This window comes from Methylobacterium longum (genome assembly GCF_022179385.1).
In the GTDB taxonomy this organism is placed as follows: Bacteria; Pseudomonadota; Alphaproteobacteria; order Rhizobiales; family Beijerinckiaceae; genus Methylobacterium; species Methylobacterium longum.
In genome coordinates this window covers 90693-116306 of the sequence record NZ_BPQS01000014.1, presented here as the reverse complement: position 1 = coordinate 116306, position 25614 = coordinate 90693, and the positions used below count along the sequence as shown (strand labels likewise).

General features: G+C 69.7%; 25 protein-coding genes. 12 read left to right on the top strand and 13 right to left on the bottom strand.

What is annotated here, in order from left to right:
* Position 1: 1 nt before the first annotated feature.
* Both MFF58_RS14880 and MFF58_RS14875 read right to left on the bottom strand, forming a co-directional pair.
* Positions 2-3169 (bottom strand): efflux RND transporter permease subunit, encoded by a 3168-nt coding sequence (locus tag MFF58_RS14880; RefSeq protein ID WP_238289263.1) that lies wholly within the window; start codon positions 3167-3169, stop codon positions 2-4.
* A 46-nt stretch (positions 3170-3215) separates the two neighbouring features.
* Entirely contained in the window at positions 3216-4499 is a 1284-nt protein-coding gene (locus tag MFF58_RS14875) for an efflux RND transporter periplasmic adaptor subunit (protein ID WP_238289261.1), read from the bottom strand.
* Between the two features lie 299 nt (positions 4500-4798).
* Between MFF58_RS14875 and MFF58_RS14870 the strand changes: the two genes are divergently transcribed.
* From MFF58_RS14870 to MFF58_RS14860, 3 genes are all read left to right on the top strand, one after another.
* A complete protein-coding gene (locus MFF58_RS14870) occupies positions 4799-5035 on the top strand; it encodes an HOOK family protein (RefSeq protein ID WP_238289259.1) in 237 nt (78 codons plus the stop codon).
* Between the two features lie 267 nt (positions 5036-5302).
* Complete coding sequence (locus MFF58_RS14865) at positions 5303-5698, top strand: MucR family transcriptional regulator (RefSeq protein WP_279602686.1); 396 nt, start codon at positions 5303-5305, stop codon at positions 5696-5698.
* Between the two features lie 88 nt (positions 5699-5786).
* On the top strand, positions 5787-5966 hold the full coding sequence (locus tag MFF58_RS14860; protein WP_238289256.1) for a hypothetical protein: 180 nt from the start codon (positions 5787-5789) through the stop codon (positions 5964-5966).
* Here the strand turns inward: MFF58_RS14860 and MFF58_RS14855 are convergent, their stop codons facing one another.
* The 3 genes from MFF58_RS14855 to MFF58_RS32470 are packed head-to-tail and all read right to left on the bottom strand — an operon-like array spanning position 5967 to position 8027.
* Complete coding sequence (locus tag MFF58_RS14855) at positions 5967-6122, bottom strand: hypothetical protein (RefSeq protein ID WP_238289254.1); 156 nt, start codon at positions 6120-6122, stop codon at positions 5967-5969. It lies immediately after the preceding gene.
* A gap of 52 nt (positions 6123-6174) precedes the next feature.
* The gene (locus MFF58_RS14850; protein WP_238289252.1) at positions 6175-6789 is read right to left on the bottom strand and encodes a cysteine hydrolase family protein; all 615 of its coding nucleotides are present in this window, start codon (positions 6787-6789) and stop codon (positions 6175-6177) included.
* A complete protein-coding gene (locus tag MFF58_RS32470; protein WP_308445447.1) occupies positions 6786-8027 on the bottom strand; it encodes a GNAT family N-acetyltransferase in 1242 nt (413 codons plus the stop codon). Before MFF58_RS32470 ends, MFF58_RS14850 begins: the two co-directional genes overlap by 4 nt.
* A gap of 95 nt (positions 8028-8122) precedes the next feature.
* On the opposite strand from MFF58_RS32470, the gene MFF58_RS14840 reads away from it, so the two are divergent.
* The 6 genes from MFF58_RS14840 to ureG all read left to right on the top strand — a co-directional run bounded on the left by MFF58_RS14840 (position 8123) and on the right by ureG (position 13484).
* Positions 8123-9136, top strand: a complete 1014-nt coding sequence (locus MFF58_RS14840; protein ID WP_238289250.1) for a LysR family transcriptional regulator — start codon at positions 8123-8125, stop codon at positions 9134-9136.
* Between the two features lie 71 nt (positions 9137-9207).
* On the top strand, positions 9208-9828 hold the full coding sequence (locus MFF58_RS14835) for an urease subunit gamma (protein ID WP_238289248.1): 621 nt from the start codon (positions 9208-9210) through the stop codon (positions 9826-9828).
* Positions 9829-9830: 2 nt separating this feature from the next.
* Positions 9831-11558 carry an urease subunit alpha gene (gene ureC / locus MFF58_RS14830; RefSeq protein WP_238289246.1) on the top strand — a complete coding sequence of 576 codons (1728 nt, stop codon included), beginning with the start codon at positions 9831-9833 and terminating at the stop codon, positions 11556-11558.
* Positions 11559-11695: 137 nt separating this feature from the next.
* Entirely contained in the window at positions 11696-12184 is a 489-nt protein-coding gene (locus tag MFF58_RS14825) for an urease accessory protein UreE (RefSeq protein WP_238289284.1), read from the top strand.
* Positions 12150-12857, top strand: a complete 708-nt coding sequence (locus MFF58_RS14820; protein ID WP_238289244.1) for an urease accessory protein UreF — start codon at positions 12150-12152, stop codon at positions 12855-12857. The genes MFF58_RS14825 and MFF58_RS14820 overlap by 35 nt, the downstream gene beginning before the upstream one ends.
* Before the next feature lie 9 nt (positions 12858-12866).
* A complete protein-coding gene (ureG, locus tag MFF58_RS14815) occupies positions 12867-13484 on the top strand; it encodes an urease accessory protein UreG (RefSeq protein WP_238289242.1) in 618 nt (205 codons plus the stop codon).
* A gap of 21 nt (positions 13485-13505) precedes the next feature.
* Here the strand turns inward: ureG and MFF58_RS14810 are convergent, their stop codons facing one another.
* The 5 genes from MFF58_RS14810 to MFF58_RS14790 form a co-directional block, all read right to left on the bottom strand.
* A complete protein-coding gene (locus MFF58_RS14810; protein WP_238289240.1) occupies positions 13506-13730 on the bottom strand; it encodes a hypothetical protein in 225 nt (74 codons plus the stop codon).
* A gap of 106 nt (positions 13731-13836) precedes the next feature.
* Entirely contained in the window at positions 13837-14610 is a 774-nt protein-coding gene (locus MFF58_RS14805) for an ABC transporter permease (protein ID WP_238289238.1), read from the bottom strand.
* Positions 14607-15527: an ABC transporter permease gene (locus tag MFF58_RS14800; RefSeq protein WP_238289236.1), complete on the bottom strand. Its 921-nt coding sequence runs from the start codon at positions 15525-15527 to the stop codon at positions 14607-14609. Before MFF58_RS14800 ends, MFF58_RS14805 begins: the two co-directional genes overlap by 4 nt.
* 352 nt (positions 15528-15879) lie before the next feature.
* Entirely contained in the window at positions 15880-16938 is a 1059-nt protein-coding gene (locus MFF58_RS14795; protein ID WP_238289233.1) for an ABC transporter ATP-binding protein, read from the bottom strand.
* A 3-nt stretch (positions 16939-16941) separates the two neighbouring features.
* Complete coding sequence (locus MFF58_RS14790; protein ID WP_238289231.1) at positions 16942-17628, bottom strand: Crp/Fnr family transcriptional regulator; 687 nt, start codon at positions 17626-17628, stop codon at positions 16942-16944.
* 245 nt (positions 17629-17873) lie between these two features.
* Here MFF58_RS14790 and MFF58_RS14785 point away from each other — a divergent pair, with 245 nt between their 5' ends.
* A complete protein-coding gene (locus MFF58_RS14785; protein WP_238289230.1) occupies positions 17874-18785 on the top strand; it encodes a UDP-3-O-acyl-N-acetylglucosamine deacetylase in 912 nt (303 codons plus the stop codon).
* A 16-nt stretch (positions 18786-18801) separates the two neighbouring features.
* Here MFF58_RS14785 and MFF58_RS14780 read toward each other — a convergent pair whose 3' ends face one another.
* The gene (locus tag MFF58_RS14780; RefSeq protein ID WP_238289227.1) at positions 18802-19881 is read right to left on the bottom strand and encodes an HD-GYP domain-containing protein; all 1080 of its coding nucleotides are present in this window, start codon (positions 19879-19881) and stop codon (positions 18802-18804) included.
* Between the two features lie 323 nt (positions 19882-20204).
* Here MFF58_RS14780 and MFF58_RS14775 point away from each other — a divergent pair, with 323 nt between their 5' ends.
* The gene (locus tag MFF58_RS14775; RefSeq protein WP_238289225.1) at positions 20205-22070 is read left to right on the top strand and encodes an ABC-F family ATP-binding cassette domain-containing protein; all 1866 of its coding nucleotides are present in this window, start codon (positions 20205-20207) and stop codon (positions 22068-22070) included.
* A 56-nt stretch (positions 22071-22126) separates the two neighbouring features.
* On the opposite strand, the gene MFF58_RS14770 is transcribed toward MFF58_RS14775, so the two are convergent.
* Positions 22127-23428: an aspartate aminotransferase family protein gene (locus MFF58_RS14770; protein WP_238289223.1), complete on the bottom strand. Its 1302-nt coding sequence runs from the start codon at positions 23426-23428 to the stop codon at positions 22127-22129.
* A 95-nt stretch (positions 23429-23523) separates the two neighbouring features.
* Here MFF58_RS14770 and MFF58_RS14765 point away from each other — a divergent pair, with 95 nt between their 5' ends.
* Positions 23524-24378, top strand: coding sequence for a LysR family transcriptional regulator (locus tag MFF58_RS14765; RefSeq protein WP_238289221.1), 855 nt, complete (start codon positions 23524-23526; stop codon positions 24376-24378).
* Between the two features lie 56 nt (positions 24379-24434).
* On the opposite strand, the gene MFF58_RS14760 is transcribed toward MFF58_RS14765, so the two are convergent.
* Positions 24435-25097: a hypothetical protein gene (locus tag MFF58_RS14760; RefSeq protein WP_238289219.1), complete on the bottom strand. Its 663-nt coding sequence runs from the start codon at positions 25095-25097 to the stop codon at positions 24435-24437.
* Between the last annotated feature and the right edge of the window lie 517 nt (positions 25098-25614).

Below are 25614 nucleotides of genomic sequence, written 5' to 3'. Positions count from 1 at the left end.
CTTACTCCGCGGCGCGCAGAGCGGGCGGCCCGCGGACCTCCTCCACCGGATCGTCCGCGGCACCGACAGCGGCGTCCACCGCCTCCGGCCTGTCCCGGAACGACAGGCGGTGCGCCAAGCGGTCGAGGTAGATGTAGATCACCGGCGTCGTGAACAGCGTCAGGATCTGGCTCACCGCGAGGCCGCCCACCATGGCGTATCCGAGCGGCTGGCGGATCTCCGAGCCGGTTCCGTGCGCGAACATCAGCGGGATGCCGCCGAGGAGCGCCGCCATGGTGGTCATCAGGATCGGGCGGAAGCGCAGCAGCGCCGCCTTGCGGATCGCCTCCTCGGGGCCGATGCCCTCCTCGCGCTCGGCGACGATCGCGAAGTCCACCAGCATGATGCCGTTCTTCTTCACGATGCCGATGAGCAGGATGATGCCGATCAGCGCGATCAGGCTGAAGTCGAAGCCCGCCGCCATGAGCACCGCCAGCGCGCCGACGCCCGCCGACGGCAGCGTCGAGAGGATGGTGATCGGGTGGATGAAGCTCTCGTAGAGGATGCCGAGGATCAGGTAGACGACGAACAGCGCCGCCAGGATCAGGAGCGGCACCGTCGAGAGCGACTGCTGGAACGCCTGGGCGGTGCCCTGGAAGCCGCTCACCACGGTTGGCGGCACCTGGAGGTCCCGCATCGCCCGGCCGATCGCCTCCGTGGCCTGCCCGAGGGCCACGTCGGAGGCGAGGTTGAAGCTGATGGTTACCGCGGGGAACTGGCCCTGGTGGTTGACCGAGAGCGGCGCCACCGGGTCGGTGGTCCAGCGGGCGAAGGCCGCAAGCGGCACCTGCCCGCCGCCGTTCGGCGCCTTGATGTAGATCTTGTCCAGGCTGTCGAGGCTGCCCTGGAGGACCGGCAGCACCTCCAGCACAACGTGGTAGCTGTTGAGCTGCGTGAAGTACTGCGCGATCTGCCGTTGGCCGAACGCGTCGTAGAGCGTGTCGTCGATCAGCTGCGGGGTGATGCCGTAGCGCGAGGCGGCGTCCCGATCGATCGCCATCGTCAGCGTGGTTCCGCGCGTCTGCTGGTCGGTCGCCACGTCGCGGAGTTCGGGCAGCGTCTTCAGCCGGTCGAGGATGCGGGGTGCCCAGGTGTTGAGCTCGGCGAGGTCGGGATCCTGCAGCGTGTACTCGAACTGGGTGCGGGAGGTGCGCCCGCCGGTGCGCACGTCCTGGGTGGCCTGGATGAAGGTCCGGATGCCCTCCACGCGCTCCAGCTTCGACCGAAGCCGGGCGATGATCTGGAAGGCGTTGACGTCCCGCTCGTCCCTCGGCTTCAGGGTGATGTACATCCGGCCCGAGTTGAGCGCCTGCCCGTTGCCGCCCAGCGACATGCCGACGGTGGCCACGCCCGGATCGGCCTGGACGATGGCTCCGACCTTCTCCTGCAGCGCCTTCATCGCCGAGAAGGAGGTGTCCTGGCCCGCCTCGGTGACGCCGATCATGAAGCCGGTGTCCTGCTGGGGGAAGAAGCCCTTCGGGATCGCGACGAACAGGTAGCCTGTCAGCCCGAGGGTCGCGAAGAAGGTCAGCAGCGTGATGCGGTGGTGGCGCAGGGCCACGTCGAGGGCACGCTCGTAGATCGAGAGCAACCCGTCGAACCCGGCCTCGCTCATCCGGTAGAGACGCCCGTGGCGCGCAGCGCCGTGGGGCTTGAGCAGCCGCGCCGCCATCATCGGCGTGAGCGTCAGCGAGACGAAGGCCGAGACCGCGATCGTCATGGACAGCACCACGGCGAATTCGCGGAACAGGCGGCCGATGATGCCGCCCATCAGGAGCAGCGGGATCAGCACCGCGATCAGCGACACCGAGATCGACACGATGGTGAAGCCGATCTCGCCCGCGCCCTTGAACGCGGCCTCCATGGGCCGCATCCCCTCCTCGACGTAGCGGCTGATGTTCTCCAGGACGACGATGGCGTCGTCGACCACGAAGCCGACCGCGATGGTCAGCGCCATCAGCGACAGGTTGTCGAGGGTGTAGCCCACCATCCACATCAGCGCGCAGGCGCCGAGCAGGGCGAGGGGTACCGTCACGCTCGGGATGACCGTCGCCCAGAAGCTGCGCAGGAACACGAAGATCACCGCCACGACCAGCACGATGGTCAGCAGGAGGGTGAACTGCACGTCCTCCACCGAGGCGCGGATCGTCTGGGTGCGGTCGCTGAGGATGTCGACCTTGATCCCGGCCGGCAGGGTCGCGGTCAGCCGCGGCAGCTGCGCCTTGATGCTGTCGACCGTATCGATCACGTTGGCGCCGGGCTGCTTGAAGATCACCAGGAACACGCCGCGGCGACCGTTGGTCCAGCCCGCCTGCTTCATGTCCTCGGGCCCGGCGATCGCTTGGCCAATGTCGCGCACGCGGAGGGGCGCGCCGTCGCGGTAGGCGATGATGACGTCGTTCCAGTCCCGGGCCGCCGTCAGCTGGTCGTTGGCGTAGATCGTGTAGCTGCGGCTCGTTCCGTCGATGCTGCCCTTGGGGTTATTCACCGTGGTGATGGCGAGCTGGTTGCGCACGTCCTCCAGGGACAGTCCCTTGGCGACGAGCTTGGCCGGATCGACCTGGATACGCACCGCGGGCTTCTGCTGGCCGCCGATGAAGACCTGCGCCACGCCGGAGATCTGACTGATCCGCTGAGCGAGCTGCACGTCGACCGCATCGTCCACGTCAATCAGCGGCAGGGTGTCGGAGACCGCCGAGAGCAGCAGGATCGGCGAGTCGGCCGGATTGACCTTGCGGTAGGTCGGCGGGCTCGGCAGGTTCTTGGGCAGCTGCCCGCTCGCCGCGTTGACCGCCGCCTGGATATCGCTGGCGGCGCCGTCGATGTTGCGGTTCAAGTCGAACTGCACCGTGATCGTCGAGATGCCCAGCGAGCTCGTCGAGGTCATCTGCGACACGCCCGGGATCTGCGAGAACTGCCGCTCCAAGGGCTGCGCCACCGAGGACGCCATGGTCTCGGGACTGGCCCCCGGCAGCTGCGCGGTCACCTGGATCGTCGGGAAATCCACCTGCGGCAGGGGCGCGACGCCGAGCAGCGGGTAGGCCACCAGCCCGAGGAACAGGATGCCGACCATGATCAGCGTGGTCGCCACCGGGAACCGGATGAAGGGTGCGGAGATGCCGCCTGTCATCGGTGCCCCCCGTCCTGCCGCGTCCCATCCGCGTTCGGTCCTGCGCTCATCGGCGCACCGCCTCGGGCTGCCGGCCTGCATCCGGCTCGCTCGCCTGCGCGGTGTGCGCCGCCCGCGGATCCGCCACGAGGCTGCCGTCCTGGACCTTGTACTGCCCGGCGACGATGACGCGCTCGCCGGGCTTCAACTCGCCGCTCAGGATCTGCGTCCGGCCGGAATCCGAGCGCCCGGCCTTGAGGGCGACCTGATGGGCCCGCCCGGCCTCGTCGACCACGAAGGCGAACAGGCCCGAAGGCCCGTGCTGCACGGCGTCGTCCGGCACCGTCGTAGCCGCGGCCAGCGTCGCGACGCGCATCTTGGTGGAGACCGAGAGGCCCGGCCACAGAGCGTGGTTCTTGTTCTCGTAGACGGCCTTGAGGCGGATGGTGCCGGTCGCCGTGTCGACCTGATTGTTGAACAGGGCGAGCTTGCCGTCGGCGAGCTTGGTGAGACCGTCCGAGCTCCAAGCCTCCACCGGAACGTCGCCCTTCCGGAGCGCCGCGGTGATGGCGGGGAGCTGATCCTCGGGCGCTGTAAACACCACGAAGATCGGCTCGACCTGCGTGATCGTCACGATCGCCGACATGCCCGCCGCGTTGACGATGTTCCCGATATCGACCTGACGGAAGCCGGTGACGCCGTCGATCGGCGCGCGGATCGTGGCGTAGCCGAGCTGCGTCGTGGCGTTGTCGATGGCGGCCTGATCGGACGCCACCTGCGCGGTCAGCTGAGCGACCAGCGCGGTCTGCGTCTCGGTCTGCTGCCGCGACGCGTAGACGCCGAGGCCGGTGTAGCGGGTGAGGTCCACCTTGGCGTTGTTGAGGTTGGCGGTGTCCTGCTCCTTCTTGGCCTTCGCCTGATCGAGCGTCGCCTGGTAGGGCCGCGGATCCACCTGGACCAGCACGTCCCCCTTGTGGACCGTCTGCCCCTCGCGGAACGCGACCTGCTGGATCTCGCCGTCGACCCGCGTGCGCACCTGGACGGTGTTGTAGGCCTGCACCGTGCCGAGCCCGTTCGCCATGAGCGCGAAGGGCCCCTGCTCGACGGTCCCCAGCGTCACCGGCACCGGGAGCGGTGCGCTCGCCTTGGGTCTGGCCTTCGGCTGATTGTATTGCGTGTACCCGTAGGCGCCACCGCCCGCTGCCGCGAGCACGAGCAACACCAGGGCCATCCCGCGTGATCGGCTCGGTTTCCGTTCGGCCCGAACCGGCTTCCCACCGCCCGAATCGTCGAACGCGACGATCTCCTCCGTTCGGGACGCGCCGCGATGGTGCTCCTCCCCGCTCAGCATGCGTCCGCTTCCGCCCTCAGGTCCGGCCGCCGGTCAGCCGAAGATAATTTTGCATTCATTAGCATACAATCCCGCACGCCGACACTGAGGCGACACGCTCCCGACCGTGGCGGACCGCCGACGGAGGGCGTGCAACCGCGCCCGTTGCGGGGTAGCGTCGCGGGGACCGTCGTCGCCCGCTGGCCGCCATCGCGACCTGCGAAGCCGGCGCGGAATCATCGGCGCGGACCGGACACGATCGCCCCACGACTTCGATGGGCGCACCCGTCCGCGCCTCGGATCTGAGACCGGGACGGCGCATGGCCTCGACGCTGGAACTTGACGGATTGAACGAGCTGCGCGCCGCGCTGATCGAGGAGCGGCAGATCATCGTCGCCTCCGTGCGCAAGCTCCGCGAGACCCGGCGCCAGAGGGGCACGTTCGTGATGGGCGATGGGTCGGAAGCCGGGCCCCGCCTCGTGGCCGTGCAGCAGCAGATCGCAGTCGTCGAATCCATCATCGCCACCCTGATGGCGTCCGAAGCCCACGATGTCTGACCGGCCGTCGCCAGCAGATCGGCGCAGGCCTGCGGGGGACGGGTGAGGCGCTCCGGAGCCGTAGCGCGCCCCGGTGTCCGATATGTTTCTGGGTTTCCCGATGACTTCCGTTGCCGGCGCTTCCTCGGGCCAGCCGGCCGATCTTGAGGTTCCGGCGCGGTCTCATCAAATCATGGGTATCATACTGTATCTAACCAAGACATAAAAACCTTTGAAGCGAAACTTACTTCCGGCGGATCGGTTCGCACGCCGTTACATCAGTACAGTATGCCCGCCGCTCTGCCGGACATCATGGCGCGCTTGAGCGCGGCACTGACGCAAATCGGGTCGCCGGAGGCGGAGCGCGCTCCGGACGTTTCCGTGGAGAAGCCGACGCGAGCTCAGATCGGCAAGTCGATCCAGGGCGACGGGATGGTCAGTTTCCCCGACGGGAAGAGCCACACGTCGCTCAAGAGCCACTTGGCGAGCCGCGGCCTCGACCCGCGAAGCTACCGTGATCACTCCGGGCTTCCGGCGGACTATCGGGTGGTCGTGCCATGGCATGCCGGGCAGCGTTCCGCACTGGCCAGGCCGTCGGCCCGGGTCGAGCGGGCCCGGCGTCTCGGACCAGATCACGCGATGGTTGGAACGCAGCCCGACGAGCGCGCCGAAGTCACCGCGTAACGATCGGCGCGGGATGTACAATGTCGGGGTGGACGCTCGCCAGGATGTCCTGTTAGCGGACAGCATCTCGACGCGCGGGGATCCGGGCATGGACGCCTTCGAACACGGCGATTCTTCGTGTGACACGACCGTAACGGTCGAGCCGCGGGACAAGAGCGAGCTTATGGCCCTCTGGTCGGCTCTCGATGCCGATTACCGTGCGCGGGATGAGCGCACGGCGCGCCTCCGCGCGATGCGCCTGATCGCGGGCGAGGACGAGGCCGCCTGATCAATCCGCGGTGTGCGCGCTCAACGGAAGATGCGCCGCCAGCGCGAAGCCCACTGCCATCGCCATGGCTTCCGCCTGGGCGATCAGCGCGGGATCACCCGCATCCCGCGCCGCCTGAAGCAGCGCGATCGCGTGCCGGCCGAGGCGCTGGAGCACCTCGTCGTCGTCGATTCCGGCGTGGCCACGGGCCCGGTCGTGTTGGCCTCGATCAGTCATTCGCGTGCGTCTGGCTTGAAGCGGCCGTCGTGGGCCGGAACGGTGCGGAGCCGGAGATCCAGGACTGCGTGTCCGTGACATCACCGAACGCGCGCATCACCGCACTCACCGTGCGATGAATGTCGCTGGCGGCGATCCCCTCCAGGCCGTGGCTGGCGGAGGCGTCCGCAAGGAACGTCACCTCCTGGCCACGGTGGAAGCCGTCGACCGCCGTGGCGAGGCAGGCCGCCTCGCCGGCGAAGCCCGCGATAACGAGAGGCGGGCAGCCGCGCTCCATGGCGTCGGCGAAGGCCGGGCTCGCGTAGCAGGAAGGACGATCCCGGTCGAAGATCATGTCGCAGCCATGCGGCTCGAAGCCCTCGATCCATCGGGCGAAGCGGGTACCCGCCTGGAACAGGGGCGCACCGATCCAGCGCACGTAGGCGACCTGGATGCCGCTCTCGCGGGCGTGGCCGAGGGCCAACCGGCAATTCGCCAGGGCCGGGGCGATCCCCGTAAGGGCGAGCGGACGCCCCGCAACCTCGTATTCCTGCTGCATGTCCACCAGCACGAGCACCGGGACGCTGCGCGGCCGGCGGTAGAGCGCCGGGTTGAAGGTCCGGATCATCGCGCCGCCTTCTGATCGACGGAGGGCCGGGTGACGGCCCGGGCCCGGGAGCGGTCGAGGGTGCCGGCGCGGTGCCAGCGGCCTTCGGGCCGGATGATGACGTAGGGATCGATGCCGATGCCGATGGCCTCGGGATGGGGCTCGGCCTCCAGCAGCATTTCGATGTAGTCGAAATCCGAGAACACCAGTTCCTGCGCGCCCTCGAACACGCGGAAGCCGAAGCGGCTCCAGAAGCCGACGAGGCGCTTCTGGGCATGGCCGTAGAGGCGGCGGTAGCCCTTCACCCGCGCCAGTTCGATCCCGGCCCGGACCAGCGCGAAGGCCATGCGCGTGTTGCGGTGCTCGGCCCGCACGGCGAGGCGCTCGATTTTGGCGAAATCGGCGAAAAAGCGGATCCGCAGACAGCCCGCGGGCTCGTCCCCGACGTAGCCGATGAGATGGGTCGCCGAGAGATCGTTCCCGTCGAACTCCTCCTCGTAGGGGCAGGCTTGCTCGGCCATGTACACGGCGGCGCGCAGGGCGATGACGCGCGACAGGTCCTCGAAGGTCCGCGCCACGGCGACGCTGGTGCCGGTGGCGCCGGGCCGGTGGCTGTCATAGGGCGGCAGGCGCTCGGCGCGCTCCGAGCGGTGGAACATGTGCAGGCCGGGCGCGCGCAGGGCGCGCCAGGCCGCGCCCTTCGTGAACCCGATGCCCTCCAGGTAGTCCGCGCCCTCCGCGGTGGCGGCGCGGGCGAAGAGATCGACGTCGCGGCACAGCGGCGTCGAGATCCGCTGCAGCATCAAGGCGACCGCCGCCGCCAGTCGGCGGCGGGCGTGGATCACCCACAGATAGATGCCGGCCGGGCGCTCGTGCTGCCGGGCGATGAAGCGTATGTCCGGATCGCTCGCGTCGAAGCTGCCCGTCAGCAGGGCCGCCATCCCGGCCTCGTTCAGCGGCAGGACCGCGGTCAAGCCCTCGCCGCGGGGCGAAAGCGCGTCGTAGCCCTCGCGCCGGGCGATGGCGAATACGGTATCGGGATTGGCGGTCATCACGCGGCGGACCACCGCGATGTCGGCAACGCCCGGCAGGGCGGACCGGGTCTCGTCGAGCAGGCGTTCCAGATCGTCCTGGGTCGGGGTGAACAGCACCAGATGGCGGGCGAGACGCGCCGAACGTAGGTCGATGATGTCGTGCCGCGCCTCCGGCGTCCCGTAGGGATGGGGCACGTGGTCGGGCGGGGATACGTGGACCGTCATCGCGTCGAAATCCGCAGATGATTGGGAAGAGCCCCCGGCTTCGCATGGCCGAAGATCCGCGTCTGTGCAAAACTTGAAGTATGGGAGTCTCACAGATGGAACACGCCTCGGTCTTCGAAGCCGGCATGCCGGACTGGCAGGACCTGCGGCTGTTCCTGGAACTCGATCGCCGGGGCAGCTTCCGAGCGGCGTCTGCCGTCGTCGGATTGTCCATCAACACGCTGCGGCGGCGGATCGACGACCTGGAGGCGCAGCTCGGCGTCACCCTGCTCACGCGCCACGCGGCCGGGATCCGCCTGACCACGGAGGGCGAGGCGATCCTGGCGGCGGCCCGCACCATGGAGAGTGCCGCCTACTCAGTCCTGCGCGCCCGGGATGCCGCTTCGGCGACGCCGACCGGCGAGGTGCGGATCGCCGTCACCGAGGGCCTCGGCACGTTCTGGCTGGCGCCGCGCCTCGTCGAGTTCCAGCGCGCGAATCCCCGGCTCGTGGTGGATCTGCGCTGCGCGATGGATCCGGCCGATGTCGGCCGCCTCGAAGCCGACGTGGCGGTGCAGCTGGTGCGGCCGTCCAATCCCGACCTGAAGGTCGTCAAGCTCGGCCGCTTGCACGCCATGGCGTTCGCGGCGCGCAGCTACCTGGACATCTACGGCGTGCCGGCCGGCGTGGAGGACGCTGCGCGGCACCGGATCGTGCTTCAGGTCTCGAACCAGACCGTCAGCATGGCGGAGTACGACCGGCACACGCCCGACAAGCCGCAATCCGGTTACGTGACCCTCAAGACCAACGTGAGCAGCGCCCATTACTGGGCGGTGGCCAACGGCGCCGGGATCGGCTGGCTGCCCACTTACGCGGCGGCGATCGGCGCGCGGCTGGTGCCGATCGACGGACTTGTCCAGATCGGCCTCGACATCTGGCTGACCTATCACCCGGATGCCGAGCGGATCGACCGCGTCCGCCAGGCGATCAACTGGATCCGCACCAGCTTCGATCCGGTGCGCTATCCGTGGTTTCGCGACGCCTTCATCCATCCCCGGGACCTCCCGGCGACGCTGAAGGGCGGGACCATGCCCGAGCTGTTCGCCGGATTCGCCGGGATGGAGCGGTAGCGGGCTGCCGCATCCTTGACCGCGCATCGCGCATGATCCTTGCTCCCGCGGCCGCAACGACGAGGTTTGCCGTGCTGCTGACGCCCCGTGAGAAGGACAAGCTGCTGATCGCCATGGCCGCGCAGGTCGCGCGGAACCGTCTGGCCCGCGGCGTGAAGCTCAACCATCCGGAGGCGGTGGCGCTGATCACCGACTTCGTCGTCGAGGGCGCGCGCGACGGCCGGACCGTCGCCGAACTGATGCGAGCCGGCGGCACCGTCCTCACGGCCGATCAGGTGATGGAGGGCGTGGCCGAGATGATCCCCGACATCCAGGTCGAAGCCACCTTCCCGGACGGCACGAAGCTGGTGACCGTTCACCACCCGATCCGGGGGGCGGCCTCCCGCGACAGGCCGGGTGCGGTGACGACCTTGCCCGGCGAGATCGTCTTCAACGCGGACGCGGAGCGCACCGTCCTCGAGGTCGCCAACACCGGTGACCGGCCGATCCAGGTCGGCTCGCACTACCACTTCTACGAGGTCAATCCGGGCCTTGTGTTCGAGCGCGAGCAGGCCCGCGGCAAGCGCCTCGACATCGCGCCCGGCACCGCGGTGCGCTTCGAGCCGGGATCGACCCGGGCAGTCACGCTCGTGCCGCTTGCCGGAGGCCGCACCGTCTACGGGTTCCGAGGCGATGTGATGGGTAAGCTCTGACCATGTCCAACGCCCCGAAGCCCGCGAGCCTTCCCCGCGCAGCCTACGCCGACATGTTCGGACCGACGGTCGGGGACCGCATCCGCCTGGCCGACACCAGCCTGGAGATCACGGTCGAGCGCGATCTCACCAGCTACGGCGAGGAGGTGAAGTTCGGCGGCGGCAAGGTCATCCGCGACGGGATGGGCCAGAGCCAGGTCACCAATGCCGGGGGGGCCGTCGACACGGTGATCACCAACGCCGTGGTGCTCGACCATTGGGGCATCGTGAAATGCGATGTCGGCATCGTCCGCGGCCGGATCTTCAAGCTCGGCAAGGCCGGCAATCCGGACGTGCAGCCCGGAGTCGACATCGTGGTCGGCCCCGGGACCGAAGTCATCGCCGGCGAGGGCAAGATCCTGACGGCCGGCGGCTTCGACAGCCACATTCACTTCATCTGCCCGCAGCAGATCGAGGAGGCGCTCTGCTCGGGCATCACAACGATGCTCGGCGGCGGCACCGGGCCGGCGCACGGCACCTTCGCCACCACCTGCACGCCCGGACCCTGGCACATCGCGCGGATGATCGAGGCGGCGGACGCCTTCCCCATGAACCTCGCCTTCGCCGGCAAGGGCAACGCGTCGAGGCCCGAGAGCCTCGTCGAGATGGTGCGGGCCGGCGCCTGTGCGCTGAAGCTGCACGAGGATTGGGGTACGACGCCCGCGGCGATCGACACCTGCCTGTCGGTGGCGGATGCCCACGACATCCAGGTCATGATCCACACCGACACGCTCAACGAATCGGGCTTCGTCGAGGACACGATCGCGGCCTTCAAGGGCCGCACCATCCACGCGTTCCACACCGAGGGCGCCGGGGGCGGCCACGCGCCCGACATCATCAAGGTAGCGGGTCTGCCGAACGTCCTGCCCTCCTCCACGAACCCGACCCGGCCCTACACGCGCAACACGATCGACGAGCATCTCGACATGCTCATGGTCTGCCACCACCTCGACCCGTCGATCCCCGAGGATCTCGCCTTCGCGGAGAGCCGGATCCGCCGCGAGACCATCGCGGCCGAGGACATCCTGCACGATATCGGCGCGCTCTCGATGATGTCGTCCGACAGCCAAGCCATGGGCCGGGTCGGCGAGGTCGTGATCCGCACCTGGCAGACCGCCGACAAGATGAAGCGCCAGCGCGGGGCCCTTGCGGGCGACACCTCGGGCACCGACAACCTGCGGGCGCGCCGCTACGTCGCCAAGTACACGATCAACCCGGCGATCGCGCACGGGATCTCGCGGCACGTCGGGTCCGTCGAGCCCGGCAAGCTCGCCGATCTCGTGCTCTGGACGCCGGCCTTCTTCGGGGTGAAGCCCGACCTGATCCTGAAGGGCGGCAGCATCGCGGCCGCGCCTATGGGCGATCCGAACGCCTCGATCCCGACGCCGCAGCCGGTGCATTACCGTCCGATGTTCGGCGCCTACGGCCGGGTGCCCTTCGCCACCGCCCTCACCTTCGTGTCCCGGGCGGCCATCGAGGACGGGCTGCGGAACCGGCTGGGCGTGCAGAAGGAACTGGTTGCGGTGGAGAACGTGCGGGGCGGAATCTCGAAGAAGAGCATGGTGCTCAACGACGCAACCCCGGTGATCGAGGTCGATCCCGAGACCTACGACGTCCGCGCCGACGGGGAGCTTCTGGTCTGCGAGCCCGCCGAGGTGCTGCCGATGGCGCAGCGCTACTTCCTGTTCTGAAACGGGATGGGGTGGCTGACGCCAGGGCCGCGATGCCGAAGGCTGCGCAGCGCGCGGACACGAGCGACCTCTTCACCCAGGCTTCGGAGACGATCGGTGTTCGATCGACCCCGGTCACCGAACAGACGGCACAGATCATGATTCGCGCCACCCGTATCCTTCGCCGGGACGCGCTCTCGGGCGGCGAGATCGTCGACCGCGTCGTTCTCGATCACGGCGACCGTCATCGCCGCCGCGTCGCCATGCGCGGGAGCGGCGGACTGGACTTCCTGCTCGATCTGCCGGAACCGGCCGTGCTTGAGGATGGCGATGCGCTGGTCCTTGAAGACGGCCGCCTCGTCTGGGTCGAGGCGGCGTCGGAACGCCTCCTGGAGATCCGCGCGCCGAGCGAGCACGCGCTTAAGCGCCTGATCTGGCACATCGGCAACCGGCACATCCCGGCTGAGATCGGCGCCGACGCGGTCTGGATCGCGGACGATCACGTGCTCGCCGAGATGGTGCGTGGGCTCGGTGGCACGGTCGAGCCGGTGATTCGCCCGTTCCGGCCCGAGGGCGGGGCCTACGCGGGTGGTTCGGCGCAAGCGCACGCGCATGGCGGCCATCACCATCACCATGTCGCCGACTGAGGCCCTCGACGCCCTCCGCCTGATGGCGTGGCTGTCGCCGGGGTATCCGGTCGGCGCCTACGCGTACTCGCACGGCCTGGAATGGGCGGTCGAAGCCGGTGACGTGCGCGACGAGGCGAGCCTCGCGGACTGGATCGGCGACGTCTGCGAGCGCGGCGCGCTGCGCAACGACCTGATCCTGGCGGCCGAGGCCCATCGGGCGGCGATGTGCGGCAGCGACGCGATCCGCGCCGTCAACGACCTCGCCCTCGCCCTCGCGCCGTCGCGCGAGTTGCACCTCGAGACGAGCCAGCAGGGTCGGAGCTTCCTCGACGCCACCCTCGGCGCATGGCCCTGCGCGCCGCTCTCAAGCCTGACCGAGCACCTTCCGGGCCCCGTCGCCTATCCGGTCGCGGTCGGGCTGGCCGCCGGGGCTCACCGCATGGTGCTGGCACCCGTCCTCGCCGCTTACGGTCTCGCCTTCCTGCAGAACCTTGTCTCTGCGGCGCTGCGGGCGGCGCCGGTGGGACAGGCCGCCGGCACGCGGGTGGTCGCCGCCCTCGCCCCGCGCATCGCCCGCCTCGCCGACGCGGCTGCCGGTGCGGGTCTCGACGCCCTGGGAGCCGCCACCTTCCGCCTGGATCTCGGCTCCTTCCGGCACGAGACCCAGTATTCCCGCATCTTCCGATCGTGAGACCGCAGCATGACCTCTTCGAACGGCCCTCTCCGCGTCGGCATCGGCGGTCCTGTCGGATCCGGCAAGACAGCCCTCATGGAGCAGCTCTGCAAGCGCTTCCGAGATCGCTACGAGATCTGCGCGATCACCAACGACATCTACACCAAGGAGGATGCGCGGATCCTGACGGTGGCCGGCGCCCTGCCGGAGGAGCGCATCCTGGGGGTCGAGACGGGCGGCTGCCCGCATACCGCGATCCGAGAGGACGCTTCCATCAATCTCGCGGCGGTGGCGGAGATGAGCCGCCGCTTTCCCAAGCTCGACTTGGTGCTGATCGAATCCGGCGGCGACAACCTCGCGGCGACGTTCTCGCCGGAACTCGCCGACATCACGCTCTACGTGATCGACGTGGCCGGGGGCGAGAAGATCCCCCGCAAGGGCGGACCGGGCATCACCCGGTCGGACCTGCTGATCGTCAACAAGACCGACCTCGCGCCGCTGGTCGGCGCCGACCTGTCCGTCATGGAGGCGGACACGAAGCGGATGCGCGGGGCGCGGCCCTACGTGTTCGCATCCCTGCGCGGGGGTGCTGGCGCGGACGATGTGGCGCGCTTTGTCGAGGAGGCGGGCGGCCTCGGCCGCTGATCCGGCGCGGGGGGCTCGGCGTCAGCGCCCGGCTTCGGCGGACCGCGACCGCGCGGCCGCAACCGACGGCACTCCCATCAGTCGGTCGAGGCGGCTCATCCGCGCGCTGAAATCGTTCATGGCGTTCTGGCGCGCCTGGATGGCAGCGCTCGGCTGCGGCTTGGCCGGCATCCGTGCCGAGCGGGCCTCCGCCGCCGAGGCGGCCAGGATCGCCGCCAGGGAGACGATGGTCAGAGAGCGTGTCATGACGGCGATCCCTCGCGAATCCGCCGGATCGACCGGCGAAACGTGTGCGAGATTATGTCCGCGCTGAGCTTGGCCGTGTGCGTCGCCGCACAGAGCGGGACCGGCGTCAGCCCGGCCCGCGACGGGCCGTCAGCCAGGAGGCCAGCAGCACGGCCGCACTGACGAGCGCGATCAGCAAGGTCGAGGCGGCGTTGATCTCGGGATTCACCCCGAGCCGGACCTGACTGTAGAGGCGCATCGGCAGCGTGGTGGAGCCCGGCCCCGAGACGAAGCTGGCGATCACCAAGTCGTCCAGCGACAGGCTGAAGGCGAGGAGCGCGCCGGCCACCACGGCGGGCGCCAGCAGCGGCAGCGTCACGGTGGTGAGCACGCGCCAGGGCGGCGCGCCGAGGTCGGCCGCCGCCTCTTCAAGGGAGCGATCGAGACCGCGAAGGCGCGCCGCCACGACCACCGCCACGAACCCGGTGCAGAAGGTGGCGTGCGCGATGACGATGGTGACGAGGCCCCGATCGAGGCCGACGCCGATGAACATCAAGAGGAGCGACAGGCCGATCATCACCTCCGGCATCACGATCGGCCCGAGGATCAGTCCGGCGAACAGCGGGCGCCCGCGGAAGCGTCCGTGCCGCTCCAGCACCAGCGCTGCCAGCGTGCCGAGCACCGTGGCGATGCCGCTCGCCAGCACGGCCACCTTGAACGAGACCCAGGCGGCGGCCATCAGCGGCGCGTCCGACATCAGCGTGCCGTACCAGCGCGTCGAGAACCCGCCCCAGACCGTGACCAGCGGCGAGGCGTTGAACGAGTAGGCGACCAGCACGAGGATCGGCGCGTAGAGGAAGCCGAGCCCGGCCACCAGGGCGGTGCGGGTCACCCAGGTCACGGCCGTCCGTCCCCCGCCTCGCCGACGCGCAGGCTGTCGCGGAACAGCACCACCGGCCCGACGATGATGGCGAGGATCAGGACGGCGACCGCCGATGCGAGCGGCCAGTCACGGTTCGAGAAGAACTCGGTCCAGAGCACCCGGCCGAGCATCAGGGTCTCCGAGCCTCCGAGCAGGTCCGGTATCACGAACTCGCCGACCATCGGGATGAAGCACAGGCCTGCGCCAGCCAGGATCCCGGGCAGGCTGAGGGGGAGGGTCACGCTCCAGAACACGCGGGTGGGCGACGCGCCGAGGTCGGCCGCCGCCTCCCGCAGGCTCGGATCCAGGCGGCTCATCACGGCGTAGAGCGGAAGCACCATGAAGGGCAGGTACGCGTAGACGAGGCCGACGAGGATGGCGGCCTCGGTGTTGAGGATGGTCAGCGGCTCGAAGATCAGGCCGGCCCGCAGCAGGATCAGGTTGAGCAGTCCCTCGGGCTTCAGGATCGCGATCCAGGCGTAGATCCGGATCAGGAAGCTCGTCCAGAACGGCACGACGACGAGGGCGACGAGGAGCGGCTGCCAGCGAACCGGCGCCCGGGCCAGGGCGTAGGCGAGCGGGGTACCGAGCGCCACGAGGATGAGGCTTGCCACGGCCGCGTAGGTCAGCGAGCCGAGGGCGGCGTCGCGGTACAGCGGGTCGGCGTAGAGCGTCGCGTAATTGTCGAAGTCCAGGCCTTCGAGAAAGGCCGACCAGCCGTCCAGGCCGGCGCGCCAATCGAGCACCGGTAGGTAGGGCGGGATCGCCGTGGCCGGCTCCGACAGGCTGATCTTCAGCGTAATCGCGAACGGCACGAAGAAGAACGCCGACAGCCACACGAACGGCGGCAGCCGCACCAGACGGTCGAAGCCTCTGCCGAATCTGGCGCGGCTCATGGAGCACCGTTCGGCTTGGGGACACCGAAGGACGGGGAGCCGCGCGTCGCGCGGCGTCCGCGGATCTGCGGCAGGGTGTGGCTACCGGGGTGCGACCTGCGTCCCCTTCCCTCGGGCAGAGGATGGGGATGAGGGTCCGGTCGAGGGGCGAGGAGTCCCGGGATGAGGCGCGCCGTCCCGCCGCGTACAGGCCGTGCATTCCCCGGGGTTTTCTCCCGCACCGGCGAGGAGGCGCGCGCGCCCACGGGCACGGGTCCCAGCGTCGCTGCGATCGATCGGGCCGCACGCGCGACGGACCTCATATCCGCAATGCGCTCGCGGGCGATGCGACACGTACGGGGCGCGAGCGCCCTCATGCCGGCAGGATCACCGCGGCCTCGGGCGCGAAGCCGACATGCGTCCAGGACCCCACGGGCGCGTCCGCGTCGGCGGGTCGACCGCTCGCGCGCAGGATCGATCCGTCGGGCAGCCGCAGGGTGCGACGCACACGGTCGCCCAGGAACGTCGCGTCGGCGACGACGACGGGGAGCCCGTCGGCTCCGAGGACCAGATCCTCCGGACGCACCGCGACCAGGACCGGGGCACCCTCGGCCAGTTGCGTCGCCGCCGCGCCCCGCACGTCGCCGTGGGGCGTCCGAACGGGGCGCTCGCCGCCCGACCCCTCGGATCCCAGGCGGCCGGGGATGAAGTTCACGTCGCCGAGCAGCCCGGCCACGAAGCGGCTGGCCGGACGCCGGTAGAGCACCTCCGGCTTCCCGACTTGCACGAGGCGACCCCCCTCCATGACGCCGATCCGGTCGGCCAGCATCATCGCTTCCTCGGGATCATGCGTGACGACCACGAAGGCGGTGCCGAGCCGGCGCTGCACGGCGCGCAGTTCGCCCTGCGTCTCCTCCCGCAGGCCACGATCCAGGGCGCCCAGCGGCTCGTCGAGGAGCAGCAGCTTCGGCTCGCGGGCGAGCGCCCGGGCCAGGGCCACCCGCTGCCGCTGCCCGCCCGAGAGCGTGTCGGGCCGGCGGTCGCCGAAGCCGTCGAGGCGGACCAGCCGCAGGAGGTCCGCCACCCGGGCGGCGGCGGCGACCCGGCCGATGCCCTTGAGGCCGTAGCCGACATTGGACGCCACGCTCATGTGGGGGAACAGGGCGTAGGACTGGAACATCATGTTGACCGGCCGCCGGTGCGGCGGCAGCGCCGTGAGGTTCTCGTCGCCGAGCCGGATGTGCCCCGAACTCGGCACCTCGAACCCGGCGATCATGCGCAGGAGTGTACTCTTGCCGCAGCCGGACGGTCCCAGCAGGCAGAAGAACTCGTCGGGCTCCAGATCCAGCGTCACCGCGTCGACGGCGCGGTGCGTGCCGTAAAGCTTGGTCAGATCCTCAAGCCGCAGGCGCGGTGCCGGCGTGCCGGGCAAGGATCAGGAATCCTCGCGCAGCGCCTCGGCCACGCGCGCTTCCAGCAGGTCCGGCCGGCGCAGAACCAGCGCGCCACGGGTGCGGTCGACCAGCCCCTCGGCCGCCATCGCGGTGAATTCCCGTGTGACCTGCTCACGTCGGCAGCCGATCCGGGCCGCGAGGACGTGATGATAGGGCGGCGGCGAGACGACCCGCTCGCCCGAGGCGCCGGTGCGCGGCACCGACAGGCGCAGGAGCTCGGCGTAGAGCCTGTGCTTGAGGTCGAGCAGCGCGTGCTCCATCAACCGGGTGTTCAGCTCGCGCACGCGCTTGGCGAGCAGCCGGAACAGCCGGTCGGCGATCGCCTCGGACGCGAAGACGATCTGCCGGAACACCGCGGCGGGGACCACGCAGACCTCGCCGCGGGTGAGCGCCGTAACGTTGGCCGAGCGGCCGATCCCGTCGATGGCGGCGAGTTCGCCGAAGAAGGCGCCGCCGCGCATCTCGCCGAGGATCACCTCCTTGCCCGACTGCGTGCGGTTCAGGATGCGCACCTCCCCGGAGGCGATGAAGTAGACGTCCGTAGAGATGTCGTCGAAGTCGACGAGGACTTCATTCTCATCGACCCGGCGCCAGTGGCAGCGGGACTCGTAGGGGCTCAGCTCGATGCCCGGATCCTTGAAGAACGGTATCGTGCCCAGCCGCGCCATCGAACGTGTTCCCTCAACTCCGGCCTCCATCCCTGCCCTGACGGGTGCCGGCCAACGGATCAGGGGACGGGAGCAGCCCGCACGGTGAAGCTGACCAGCGCCGCAGCGCTGCTTGACCGGTCGGGCGGGCGCGATCGTGACGGGCGCGGGCAGAGCGGTCAAGCCGCGCTCCGTTGAACAGGAGTTTATTAGCGTGGATCAGGAACCAGGGTTATTTTCCGCCGCCGCGTGGGGGCGCGGCAGCGATGTTTCACGAGATCAGAGTCCCGCGCGACGCTTCCTGTGCCGCCGCACCGCCACGTCGCCCACAGGCCACCCTCGCGGCTTCGTTCGAGCGGTCCGGGCACAGTCTCCATTCCGGACGCCACGCCACTGTTCGTGTCAGCCCGGCGCCTTCGGGACACGGCATCATCTTCCGTCGCCGCCTCAAGGACGGCCGCTGCGTCGACGTGCCCGCGCTCTGGCCCTACCGTGAACCGCAGCCGCTCTCGTCGGCGATCCGGCGCGAGGGCGTCTTCGTCCGGACCATCGAACACCTGATGGCGTCCCTGAGCGCCCTGCGGATCGACAACGCGCTGGCCGAGATCGACGCCGACGAGCTGCCGATCTTCGACGGGAGCGCCACGCCGTGGTGCCAGGCGATCCGGTCCGCCGGGCGGATCGAGCAGGCGGCACCCTGCCGCGTCATCCGGGTCCGCCGCGCCGTCACGGTCGAGTGCGGTCAGCGCCGCCTGTGGATCGAACCCGGCCCCGGGCTGCACCTGACGGGCCATGTCGCCCTCGCGTATTTCGGCGCGATCGACTGGTCGGGTAGCCTCAGCCCGGAGACCTTCGAGCGCGAGATCGCGCCTTCGCGCAGCTTCGGCCGATTCGGCCGGGCGATGGCCGGGCGTGCCTACGGGTGCCTCACCCGGAAGAGCTTCCTGCAGGGGGTGTCGCCGCGCTCGGCGGCGCTGCTGGTGCGCGGCCGTGTCCTCGGCGGGATGCGGGTTCCGGGCGAGCCGGTGCGCCACCGCATCCTCGATCTCGTCGGCGATCTCGCCCTGGCAGGTCACCCGATCGAGGGACGGATCACCGCCCTGCATACCGGGCACGAGCTGAACCACGCCCTGGTGGCGGCGCTGATGCGGGACGAAGCGGCGTGGGACCTGACCTGAGACGAACCGTGCCGGATCAGGCGGATGCCCGCACGGGCGTCTCGCAGGCCGTCGCGACGCCGCCGAAGGCGCGCACGAGGTCGACGTCGAGCTTCGCGTCCATCCCCTCCAGGACCGCGAAGGCTTCATGAGCCGGTTTCGGCCTCTTGTAGGGCCGCTCCTCGATCAGCGCCGCGAAGATGTCGCAGATCGTGATCAGACGGACGAGGTCCGGGATCTCCCGACCGTGGAGCCGGTCCGGATAGCCGGTGCCGTCGAGGTATTCGTGGTGCGAGCGGACCACCGCCAGCGTCAGCGTGTCGTAGCCGCCTGCGAGGAGCATGTCGTACCCGAGCGCCGGGTGACGGCTCATCTCGACCCGCTCCTCCGGCGTCAGCGGCGCCGGCTTGTTCAGGATGGCGAGGGAGATCTTGGCCTTGCCGATATCGTGGAGCAGCGCGCCCTTGATCAGGTGGTTCGAATCCACCTCGTTCAGGCCCAGCTGCCGCGCGAAGGCAGCGGCCAGACCGGCGACGCTCAGGCAGTGCCGGTGGGTCACGTCATCGAAGTTGGCGACGATGGTGAGCCAATCCCGAATCTTCGCCTCGCGGACGGCGCGGTTCACCAGCACGGCGCCGGACTCGACGATCGCGGGCTCGGGCATCCGATCCGGACGGAAGATGGCCGCGAAGGCTTGGCGCGCGCCGTCGACCTGATCCCGCAGCAGGGAACCGCGCGCGACGCCGGCCGCCCTGGCCGGTCCGGGGCTTCCGGTCAAAGCGGCGACCGCGTTGAGCAGCATGGCACCCGCCACAGACGCCGGCAGGACCCGAGTCGCCCCGAGGGCCGTCGCCTGGATCTCACCGCGGCCCAGATTGCCGTGGATCAGGGCGAGGAACGGCGTGCCGGCGCCCCGCGCGACGGCGAGCGCCTGGCGCAGGCGACGCACGGATTCGGAGGTCAGCGCGCTGACGTCGCTGATGATCAGCGAGGATCCGCTGGGCGGCACGGCATCGCCGTAGAGATCGTGGAGCGTCACGCTTCCGCCGGCGCCGAGGTTGCGCGCGAGGCGCTCGCCGCGGCTGGTATCGTCGGTGAGGATCAGGGTCCGGCCCAAGATTTCGCTCCCGTCGTCCGCTCCCTCCCGAGCGTACGATGACCGCAGGCTGCGCCGCGCCGCTCGCGCGACGCGTCACCACGCAATACTGATCCGCCTGCCTTCGCGATCGTACCGGCAGAGCGGCCGGTGCCTTCATTCGCAGGCTAGTCGGCAGATACTGACGCAGCTTTGATGCGAAACCGTTAAAATGTCGGCGGTTGAGCGACTTTCAGGACGGGCAATAGGGCCCGGGACTGTTCCTGTGCTTGCGGACGAACGCGCGGGCCCTGCGCGCCGGCAGGGCGCTTGCCTCGCCGCGTCCGGACCGCCAGAACGCCGCCATGCTCCGCGTCAACGACCTCACCTACCGCATCGGCGACCGCCTGATCCTCGACGCGGCGAACTTCACGATCCCGGAGGGAGCCCGTGTCGGGCTCGTCGGCCGGAACGGCGCGGGCAAGACCACGCTGTTCAAGGCCATCCTGGGCGATCTGCCGGTGGATGCGAAGTCGATCGGGCTGCCCAAGGGCATGCGAATCGGCGCCGTCGCGCAGGAGGCTCCCGCAGGTCCCAAGACCCTGCACACCGTCGTGCTGGCCGCCGACACCGAACGCACCCGCCTGATCGCGGAGGCCGAGCACGCGGACGGCCTGCGCCGGGCCGAGATCGAGACCCGGCTCGTGGATATCGGTGCGCATTCGGCGCCCGCCCGCGCCGCCGCGATCCTGCACGGGCTGGGCTTCGACGCGGCCGCCCAGGCGCGGCCCTGCGCGGACTTCTCCGGCGGTTGGCGGATGCGGGTGGCGCTCGCCGCGGTGCTCTTCTCCGAGCCCGACCTGCTGCTCCTCGACGAGCCGACCAACTACCTCGACATCGAGGGCACGCTCTGGCTCTACGACTACCTGGAGCGTTACCCGCGCACCGCGATCATCATCAGCCACGACCGCGACCTTTTGGATACCAGCGTCGACCACATCCTCCATCTCGACCGGGGAAAGCTGACAATCTATCGCGGCGGCTACACGAGCTTCGCCAAGCAGCTCTCCGAGAAGCGCGTCCTTCAGGCCAAGGCGAAGGCCAAGCAGGATGTCGAACGGGCGCATCTCCAGAGCTTCATCGACCGGTTCAAGGCCAAGGCCACCAAGGCGCGCCAGGCGCAGTCGCGCATGAAGCGGCTCGCCAAGATGGAGCCGATCGCGGCCCTCATCGAGGACGACGTGCCGGTGATCCATCTGCCGAGCCCGGAGAAGCCGCTATCGCCGCCGATCGTCGCCATGGAGCGGGTGAAGGCCGGCTACGGTGACCGGATCGTGCTCACCGGCCTCGATCTGAGCCTCGCCCCCGACGACCGGGTCGCGCTGCTGGGGGCCAACGGCAACGGCAAGTCGACCTTCTGCAAGCTGATCGGCGGTCGGCTCGGGCCGCTCGCAGGCGAGGTCAAAAGGTCGTCCAAGATGGAGGTGGCGTATTTCGCCCAGCACCAGCTCGACGAGTTGCGTCCCGCCGAGAGCGCTTACGCGCATGTCCGGACCCTGATGCCGGACGTGCCCGAGGCGAAGGTGCGCTCGGCCACCGCCCGGCTGGGCTTCGGCGCCAACAAGTCCGACACGCCGGTGGAGAAGCTGTCGGGCGGCGAGAAGGCGCGGCTGCTGATGGGCCTCGCGGCCTTCCACGGGCCGCACCTCCTGATCCTCGACGAGCCGACCAACCACCTCGACATCGAGAGCCGGCAGGCCCTCGTGGAGGCGATCAACGACTACGAGGGTGCGGTGATCCTGGTCTCCCACGACCGTTTCCTGGTGGAGGCCTGCGCCGACCGGCTGTGGCTGGTCGCTGACGGCACGGTGAAGACCTTCGACGGCGATATGGACGATTACCGGCGGTTCGTCCTGTCGGGCCCGGAGCGCGAGGTGGAGCGCGACGCCGAATCCTCCGGCGGCCAGAAGGCCGAGGCGCGCCGTGCCGGCGTCGAGCGGCGCGCGGCCCTGGCGCCGCTCCGGAAGCGGCTGGAAGCGATCGAGGCGCGGATGGCGAAGCTGACCGCCGCGATCCAGAAGATCGACGCCGCCCTGGAGGACGGGTCCGCCTTCCGCGAGAACGCCGCCAAGGCCGGCGAGATCGCCAAGATGCGGTCGGATGCGGCGAGTGCGCTCGCGGCCGCCGAGGAAGAGTGGCTGACCGTGAGCGCGGAGATCGAGGCGGCGTAACGCCGGAGCGTCGCGATCCCTCGAGCCCGGGCACTCGTTGCGGGCGCAGCAGCGCCTCAGACGGAGCTTTCGAGGGCGCGCTCCAGAATGTCGAGCCCGAGATCGAGTTCCGCGTCCGAGGCCGTCAACGGCGGCGCGATGCGGAACACGCCGCCCATGTCCGGGAGCTGGACGATGTTCATGCTGAGCCCGAGTTCGAGGCAGCGGCGGGTGACGGCGTCGCCGAGGTCCGGGGCGGGTACCTTGGTGGCCCGGTCGGCGACGATCTCGACACCCTGCAGCAAACCCCGCCCGCGCACGTCGCCGATGCAGGCGAAGCGCTGCTGGAGCGCGCGAAGCCGCGCCGCGAGCCGCGCGCCCGCCGTCGCCGCCCGGGCGACGAGCCCGTCGCGCGCGACGATTTCCAGTACCTTGAGGCCGACCGCCGCGGGGAGCGGATCGGAGACGTGCGTGGTGTAGAACAGGAACCCGCGGGCGTGACAGAGATCCTCGATCGCCGCGGTGGTCATGACCGCCGCCAGGGGCAGCCCCGCACCCAAGGTCTTCGAGAGCGTGAGGATGTCGGGCACAACGCCGTCCCGCTCGCAGGCGAACATGAGGCCGGTGCGGCCGATGCCCGTCTGCGCCTCGTCGAGAATCAGCAGCATGCCGCGCTCCACGCATTTGCGCTTCAGCGCCGCGAGGTAGCCGGGCGGCAGATCGAGGATGCCGCCCGAGCTGAGGATCGGCTCGGCCAGGAAGGCCGCGAGGTTGCCGGTGCTCTGCCGGTCCACCAAAGCGAAGGCGTAGTCCAGTTCGCCCTGCCAATCGGCCGCGCCGTCGCGCTCGAAGGCCGGCCGGTAGGCGTTCGGCGCCGGGATCGCGAAGGACCCGACCTGCGCGGGACCGTAGCCCTTGCGGCCGGCGCTGTAGGTCGCCGCGGCGGCTCCGGCCGTCATGCCATGCCAGGACTGGGCGAAGCCCACCACCTCCCAGCCGCCGGTCGCGAGCTTGGCCATGCGCAGGGCGGCCTCGTTGGCCTCAGCCCCCGTCGTGAGCAGCAGCGTCCGTTCGAGGCCGCCCGGAGCGATCCCGGCCAGCTCCGTCGCCAGATCGACAACCGGTCGGCTCAACATGCCGCTGAACAGATGATCGAGCGTCCGCGCGTGATCGGCCACCACGGCGGCGATCTCCGGGTGGCCATGGCCCAGGATGGCGCTCATCTGCCCGGAGGTGAAGTCGAGGATCTTCCGTCCGTCGGCATCGATGACGAAGCTGCCTTCGGCCCGCTCGATGATGACCGGTGCGAAGGTGCCGCCGTAGCGCACCAAGTGCCGGCGGGCCCGGGTCCAGAGGTCCGGGTCGGCGTTCCGCGTCATGGTCGATCCTGCTCTCGTGCTCGGCGGGATCATGGTAGGAGCGGCCGGATCGCCGGAGAAGCTTATAGTTCTGAACGGAGGGTTCAGGGATCCTGATGGCTCGAACGCTCGACGTCGATCTGTTGCGGAGCTTCGCCGTCGTCGCGGAGACGGCGGCGCTCAGCCGGGCCGCAGAGCGCGTCGGCCGGAGCCAGGCCGCCCTCAGCATGCAGATGAAACGGCTCGAAGAGCTCGTCGGCCGGCCGCTGCTGACCCGAACGGGACGCGGCGTCCTCCTCACCGTCCAGGGCGAGCGCCTGCTGGTCCACGCGCGCCGCATCCTCGCTTCGCATGACGACGCTCTGGCCGAGTTCTCGGGCGGGACATTGAGCGGCTCCCTCCGGTTCGGATGCCCGGACGATTACGCCCAAGCATTCCTGCCGACTCTCCTGCGCGGCTTCGCGCAGCATCATCCGGCCGCGGCGATCGAGGTGGTCTGCGCCGCGACACCGCGCCTGGAGGGACGGCTCGAGCGCGGCGGCCTCGACCTCGCCCTCGTCTCCGTGCCGATCGCGGCGGAGCGCGCGATCCTGCGGCGGGAGGAACTCGTCTGGGTCTTACCTAAGGGCGGGACGGTCACGCGACCGGACCCGCTGCCGCTGGCCTTGGGCGACCCCGACACCCTCGATCACCGTGCCGCCCTCGCCGCGCTGGACGGGGCCGGGCGGGCCTACCGGATCGCCTACGCGAGCGGCAGCCTGTCGGGGCTGCTGGCGGTGGTGCGCTCCGGCCAGGCGGTGGCGGTGCTGACCCGCTCGGCGGTCCCACCGGACCTGCGGATCCAGGGCCGTGGGAGCGGGCTGCCGTCCCTCCCGCGGATCGGACTGACGCTCCGTCTGGACGAGCGCCACGCCTCGCCGCTGACGCGTGCCTTCGCCGCCCACCTGCGTACCGTGCTTCCGGCACTCTGAGGCAAACGGCGAGCGGGCGCCTCCGTGAGAGCGGCTGCGCCCGCGACGACGATCACCTAGTCCGGGTCCGCCTCTTTCGGCCAGAACAGCAGGATGTCATCGTCGTCGATGTTGATCCAGTTGATCTTCGTACCCGGATGGTCGTCGCTGAAAGCCTTGAACTTCTCACTGTTGCAGAGAAGGTAGATATCCGTCTGCCGTCCGTTGAACCCGGCCTCCTTCGCGGCCTCGGCGAGCGCCGACTTGACGTGCGTGTCCGAGACCTGAAGACCACGGAACTTCCGGCCCGCGATATCCGGGAACGCCGCGCTCCACGCCGCCATCACCCGCGGGTTGTCGTATCGGACGGTCAGATCGGCGCCGACCTTCCGGAATACGACGGGCTGCAGCCGGACATCCTCGTTCCAGTTCCGATTCGCGGCGCTGACCGACTTCGTGGGCTCCGTCGTGATGATCGGCGTCGCCGTCACGGCCGTGGCGATCACCGCGTCGGCAGCTTGAGCGCCGTGCCCGTATCGCGTGCCGAATTCCGCAGTCTGGACTGCCTGCGTCCTGCTCTGCGCGAGTGACAGCACGGCGTCGGCCGCGACCGGCGACAGCGTGTAGATCGACCGCGGATCGAGCCCCGCCGCGACCGGCGTTTCGAGTTCCTTCGCCACCGTGAGTGAAGCCGCGTCGGCCGCTTGCGCTTTCTGCGTCGCCGCGGAGATCGCGGCCATCGACGGTATGTGGTCCATTGCGACCCCTCCTCCTGCCCAAACCCACCCCGGCTTCGCTGACAGAACACTACGATCGCTGATGGGACGATATCTCAACTGTACTTGCTGCATTCTTGGCGATCGGCCCCTCAAACAGGAACCTTGGAATTGCGGGGACGCCGATACCGACGATTGCCCAGGCCGGATCGCCAACAAGAACGATCGGGCCAGTGGACGCTCTGATCGCGTCCGCCGTCGCCTCACGCCCATGCAGCGTCACAAACGGGTCGAAACCCATCGACCCGACGTGCCGATTCTGGATCGTCTACACGCAACCCGGTAGGCACAGACATGAAACCTGTAAGGCCCCGACACTTCGCGGACGGAGGCGAGTCACCTCGCTCGACGGGCACCCGGCGGTCGTCATGCCCGGAGGTGCGCGATTCTTGAGCTTCATGCTCTGCGATGTCGAATGTGCGCGCCACAGGATATCCCTGTCAATGGCAGATCATCCCAGCTCAAATGTTGTCCCAGGCAA

Bases quoted from the DNA above. Each gene is read 5' to 3' on its own strand.
- MFF58_RS14880 (WP_238289263.1), bottom strand. From the start codon at position 3,169: ATGACAGGCGGCATCTCCGCACCCTTCATCCGGTTCCCGGTGGCGACC.
- MFF58_RS14875 (WP_238289261.1), bottom strand. From the start codon at position 4,499: ATGCTGAGCGGGGAGGAGCACCATCGCGGCGCGTCCCGAACGGAGGAG.
- MFF58_RS14870 (WP_238289259.1), top strand. From the start codon at position 4,799: ATGGCCTCGACGCTGGAACTTGACGGATTGAACGAGCTGCGCGCCGCG.
- MFF58_RS14865 (WP_279602686.1), top strand. From the start codon at position 5,303: ATGCCCGCCGCTCTGCCGGACATCATGGCGCGCTTGAGCGCGGCACTG.
- MFF58_RS14860 (WP_238289256.1), top strand. From the start codon at position 5,787: ATGGACGCCTTCGAACACGGCGATTCTTCGTGTGACACGACCGTAACG.
- MFF58_RS14850 (WP_238289252.1), bottom strand. From the start codon at position 6,789: ATGATCCGGACCTTCAACCCGGCGCTCTACCGCCGGCCGCGCAGCGTC.
- MFF58_RS32470 (WP_308445447.1), bottom strand. From the start codon at position 8,027: ATGACGGTCCACGTATCCCCGCCCGACCACGTGCCCCATCCCTACGGG.
- MFF58_RS14840 (WP_238289250.1), top strand. From the start codon at position 8,123: ATGGAACACGCCTCGGTCTTCGAAGCCGGCATGCCGGACTGGCAGGAC.
- ureC (WP_238289246.1), top strand. From the start codon at position 9,831: ATGTCCAACGCCCCGAAGCCCGCGAGCCTTCCCCGCGCAGCCTACGCC.
- MFF58_RS14825 (WP_238289284.1), top strand. From the start codon at position 11,696: ATGATTCGCGCCACCCGTATCCTTCGCCGGGACGCGCTCTCGGGCGGC.
- MFF58_RS14820 (WP_238289244.1), top strand. From the start codon at position 12,150: ATGGCGGCCATCACCATCACCATGTCGCCGACTGAGGCCCTCGACGCC.
- ureG (WP_238289242.1), top strand. From the start codon at position 12,867: ATGACCTCTTCGAACGGCCCTCTCCGCGTCGGCATCGGCGGTCCTGTC.
- MFF58_RS14810 (WP_238289240.1), bottom strand. From the start codon at position 13,730: ATGACACGCTCTCTGACCATCGTCTCCCTGGCGGCGATCCTGGCCGCC.
- MFF58_RS14800 (WP_238289236.1), bottom strand. From the start codon at position 15,527: ATGAGCCGCGCCAGATTCGGCAGAGGCTTCGACCGTCTGGTGCGGCTG.
- MFF58_RS14790 (WP_238289231.1), bottom strand. From the start codon at position 17,628: ATGGCGCGGCTGGGCACGATACCGTTCTTCAAGGATCCGGGCATCGAG.
- MFF58_RS14785 (WP_238289230.1), top strand. From the start codon at position 17,874: ATGTTTCACGAGATCAGAGTCCCGCGCGACGCTTCCTGTGCCGCCGCA.
- MFF58_RS14775 (WP_238289225.1), top strand. From the start codon at position 20,205: ATGCTCCGCGTCAACGACCTCACCTACCGCATCGGCGACCGCCTGATC.
- MFF58_RS14770 (WP_238289223.1), bottom strand. From the start codon at position 23,428: ATGACGCGGAACGCCGACCCGGACCTCTGGACCCGGGCCCGCCGGCAC.
- MFF58_RS14765 (WP_238289221.1), top strand. From the start codon at position 23,524: ATGGCTCGAACGCTCGACGTCGATCTGTTGCGGAGCTTCGCCGTCGTC.
- MFF58_RS14760 (WP_238289219.1), bottom strand. From the start codon at position 25,097: ATGGCCGCGATCTCCGCGGCGACGCAGAAAGCGCAAGCGGCCGACGCG.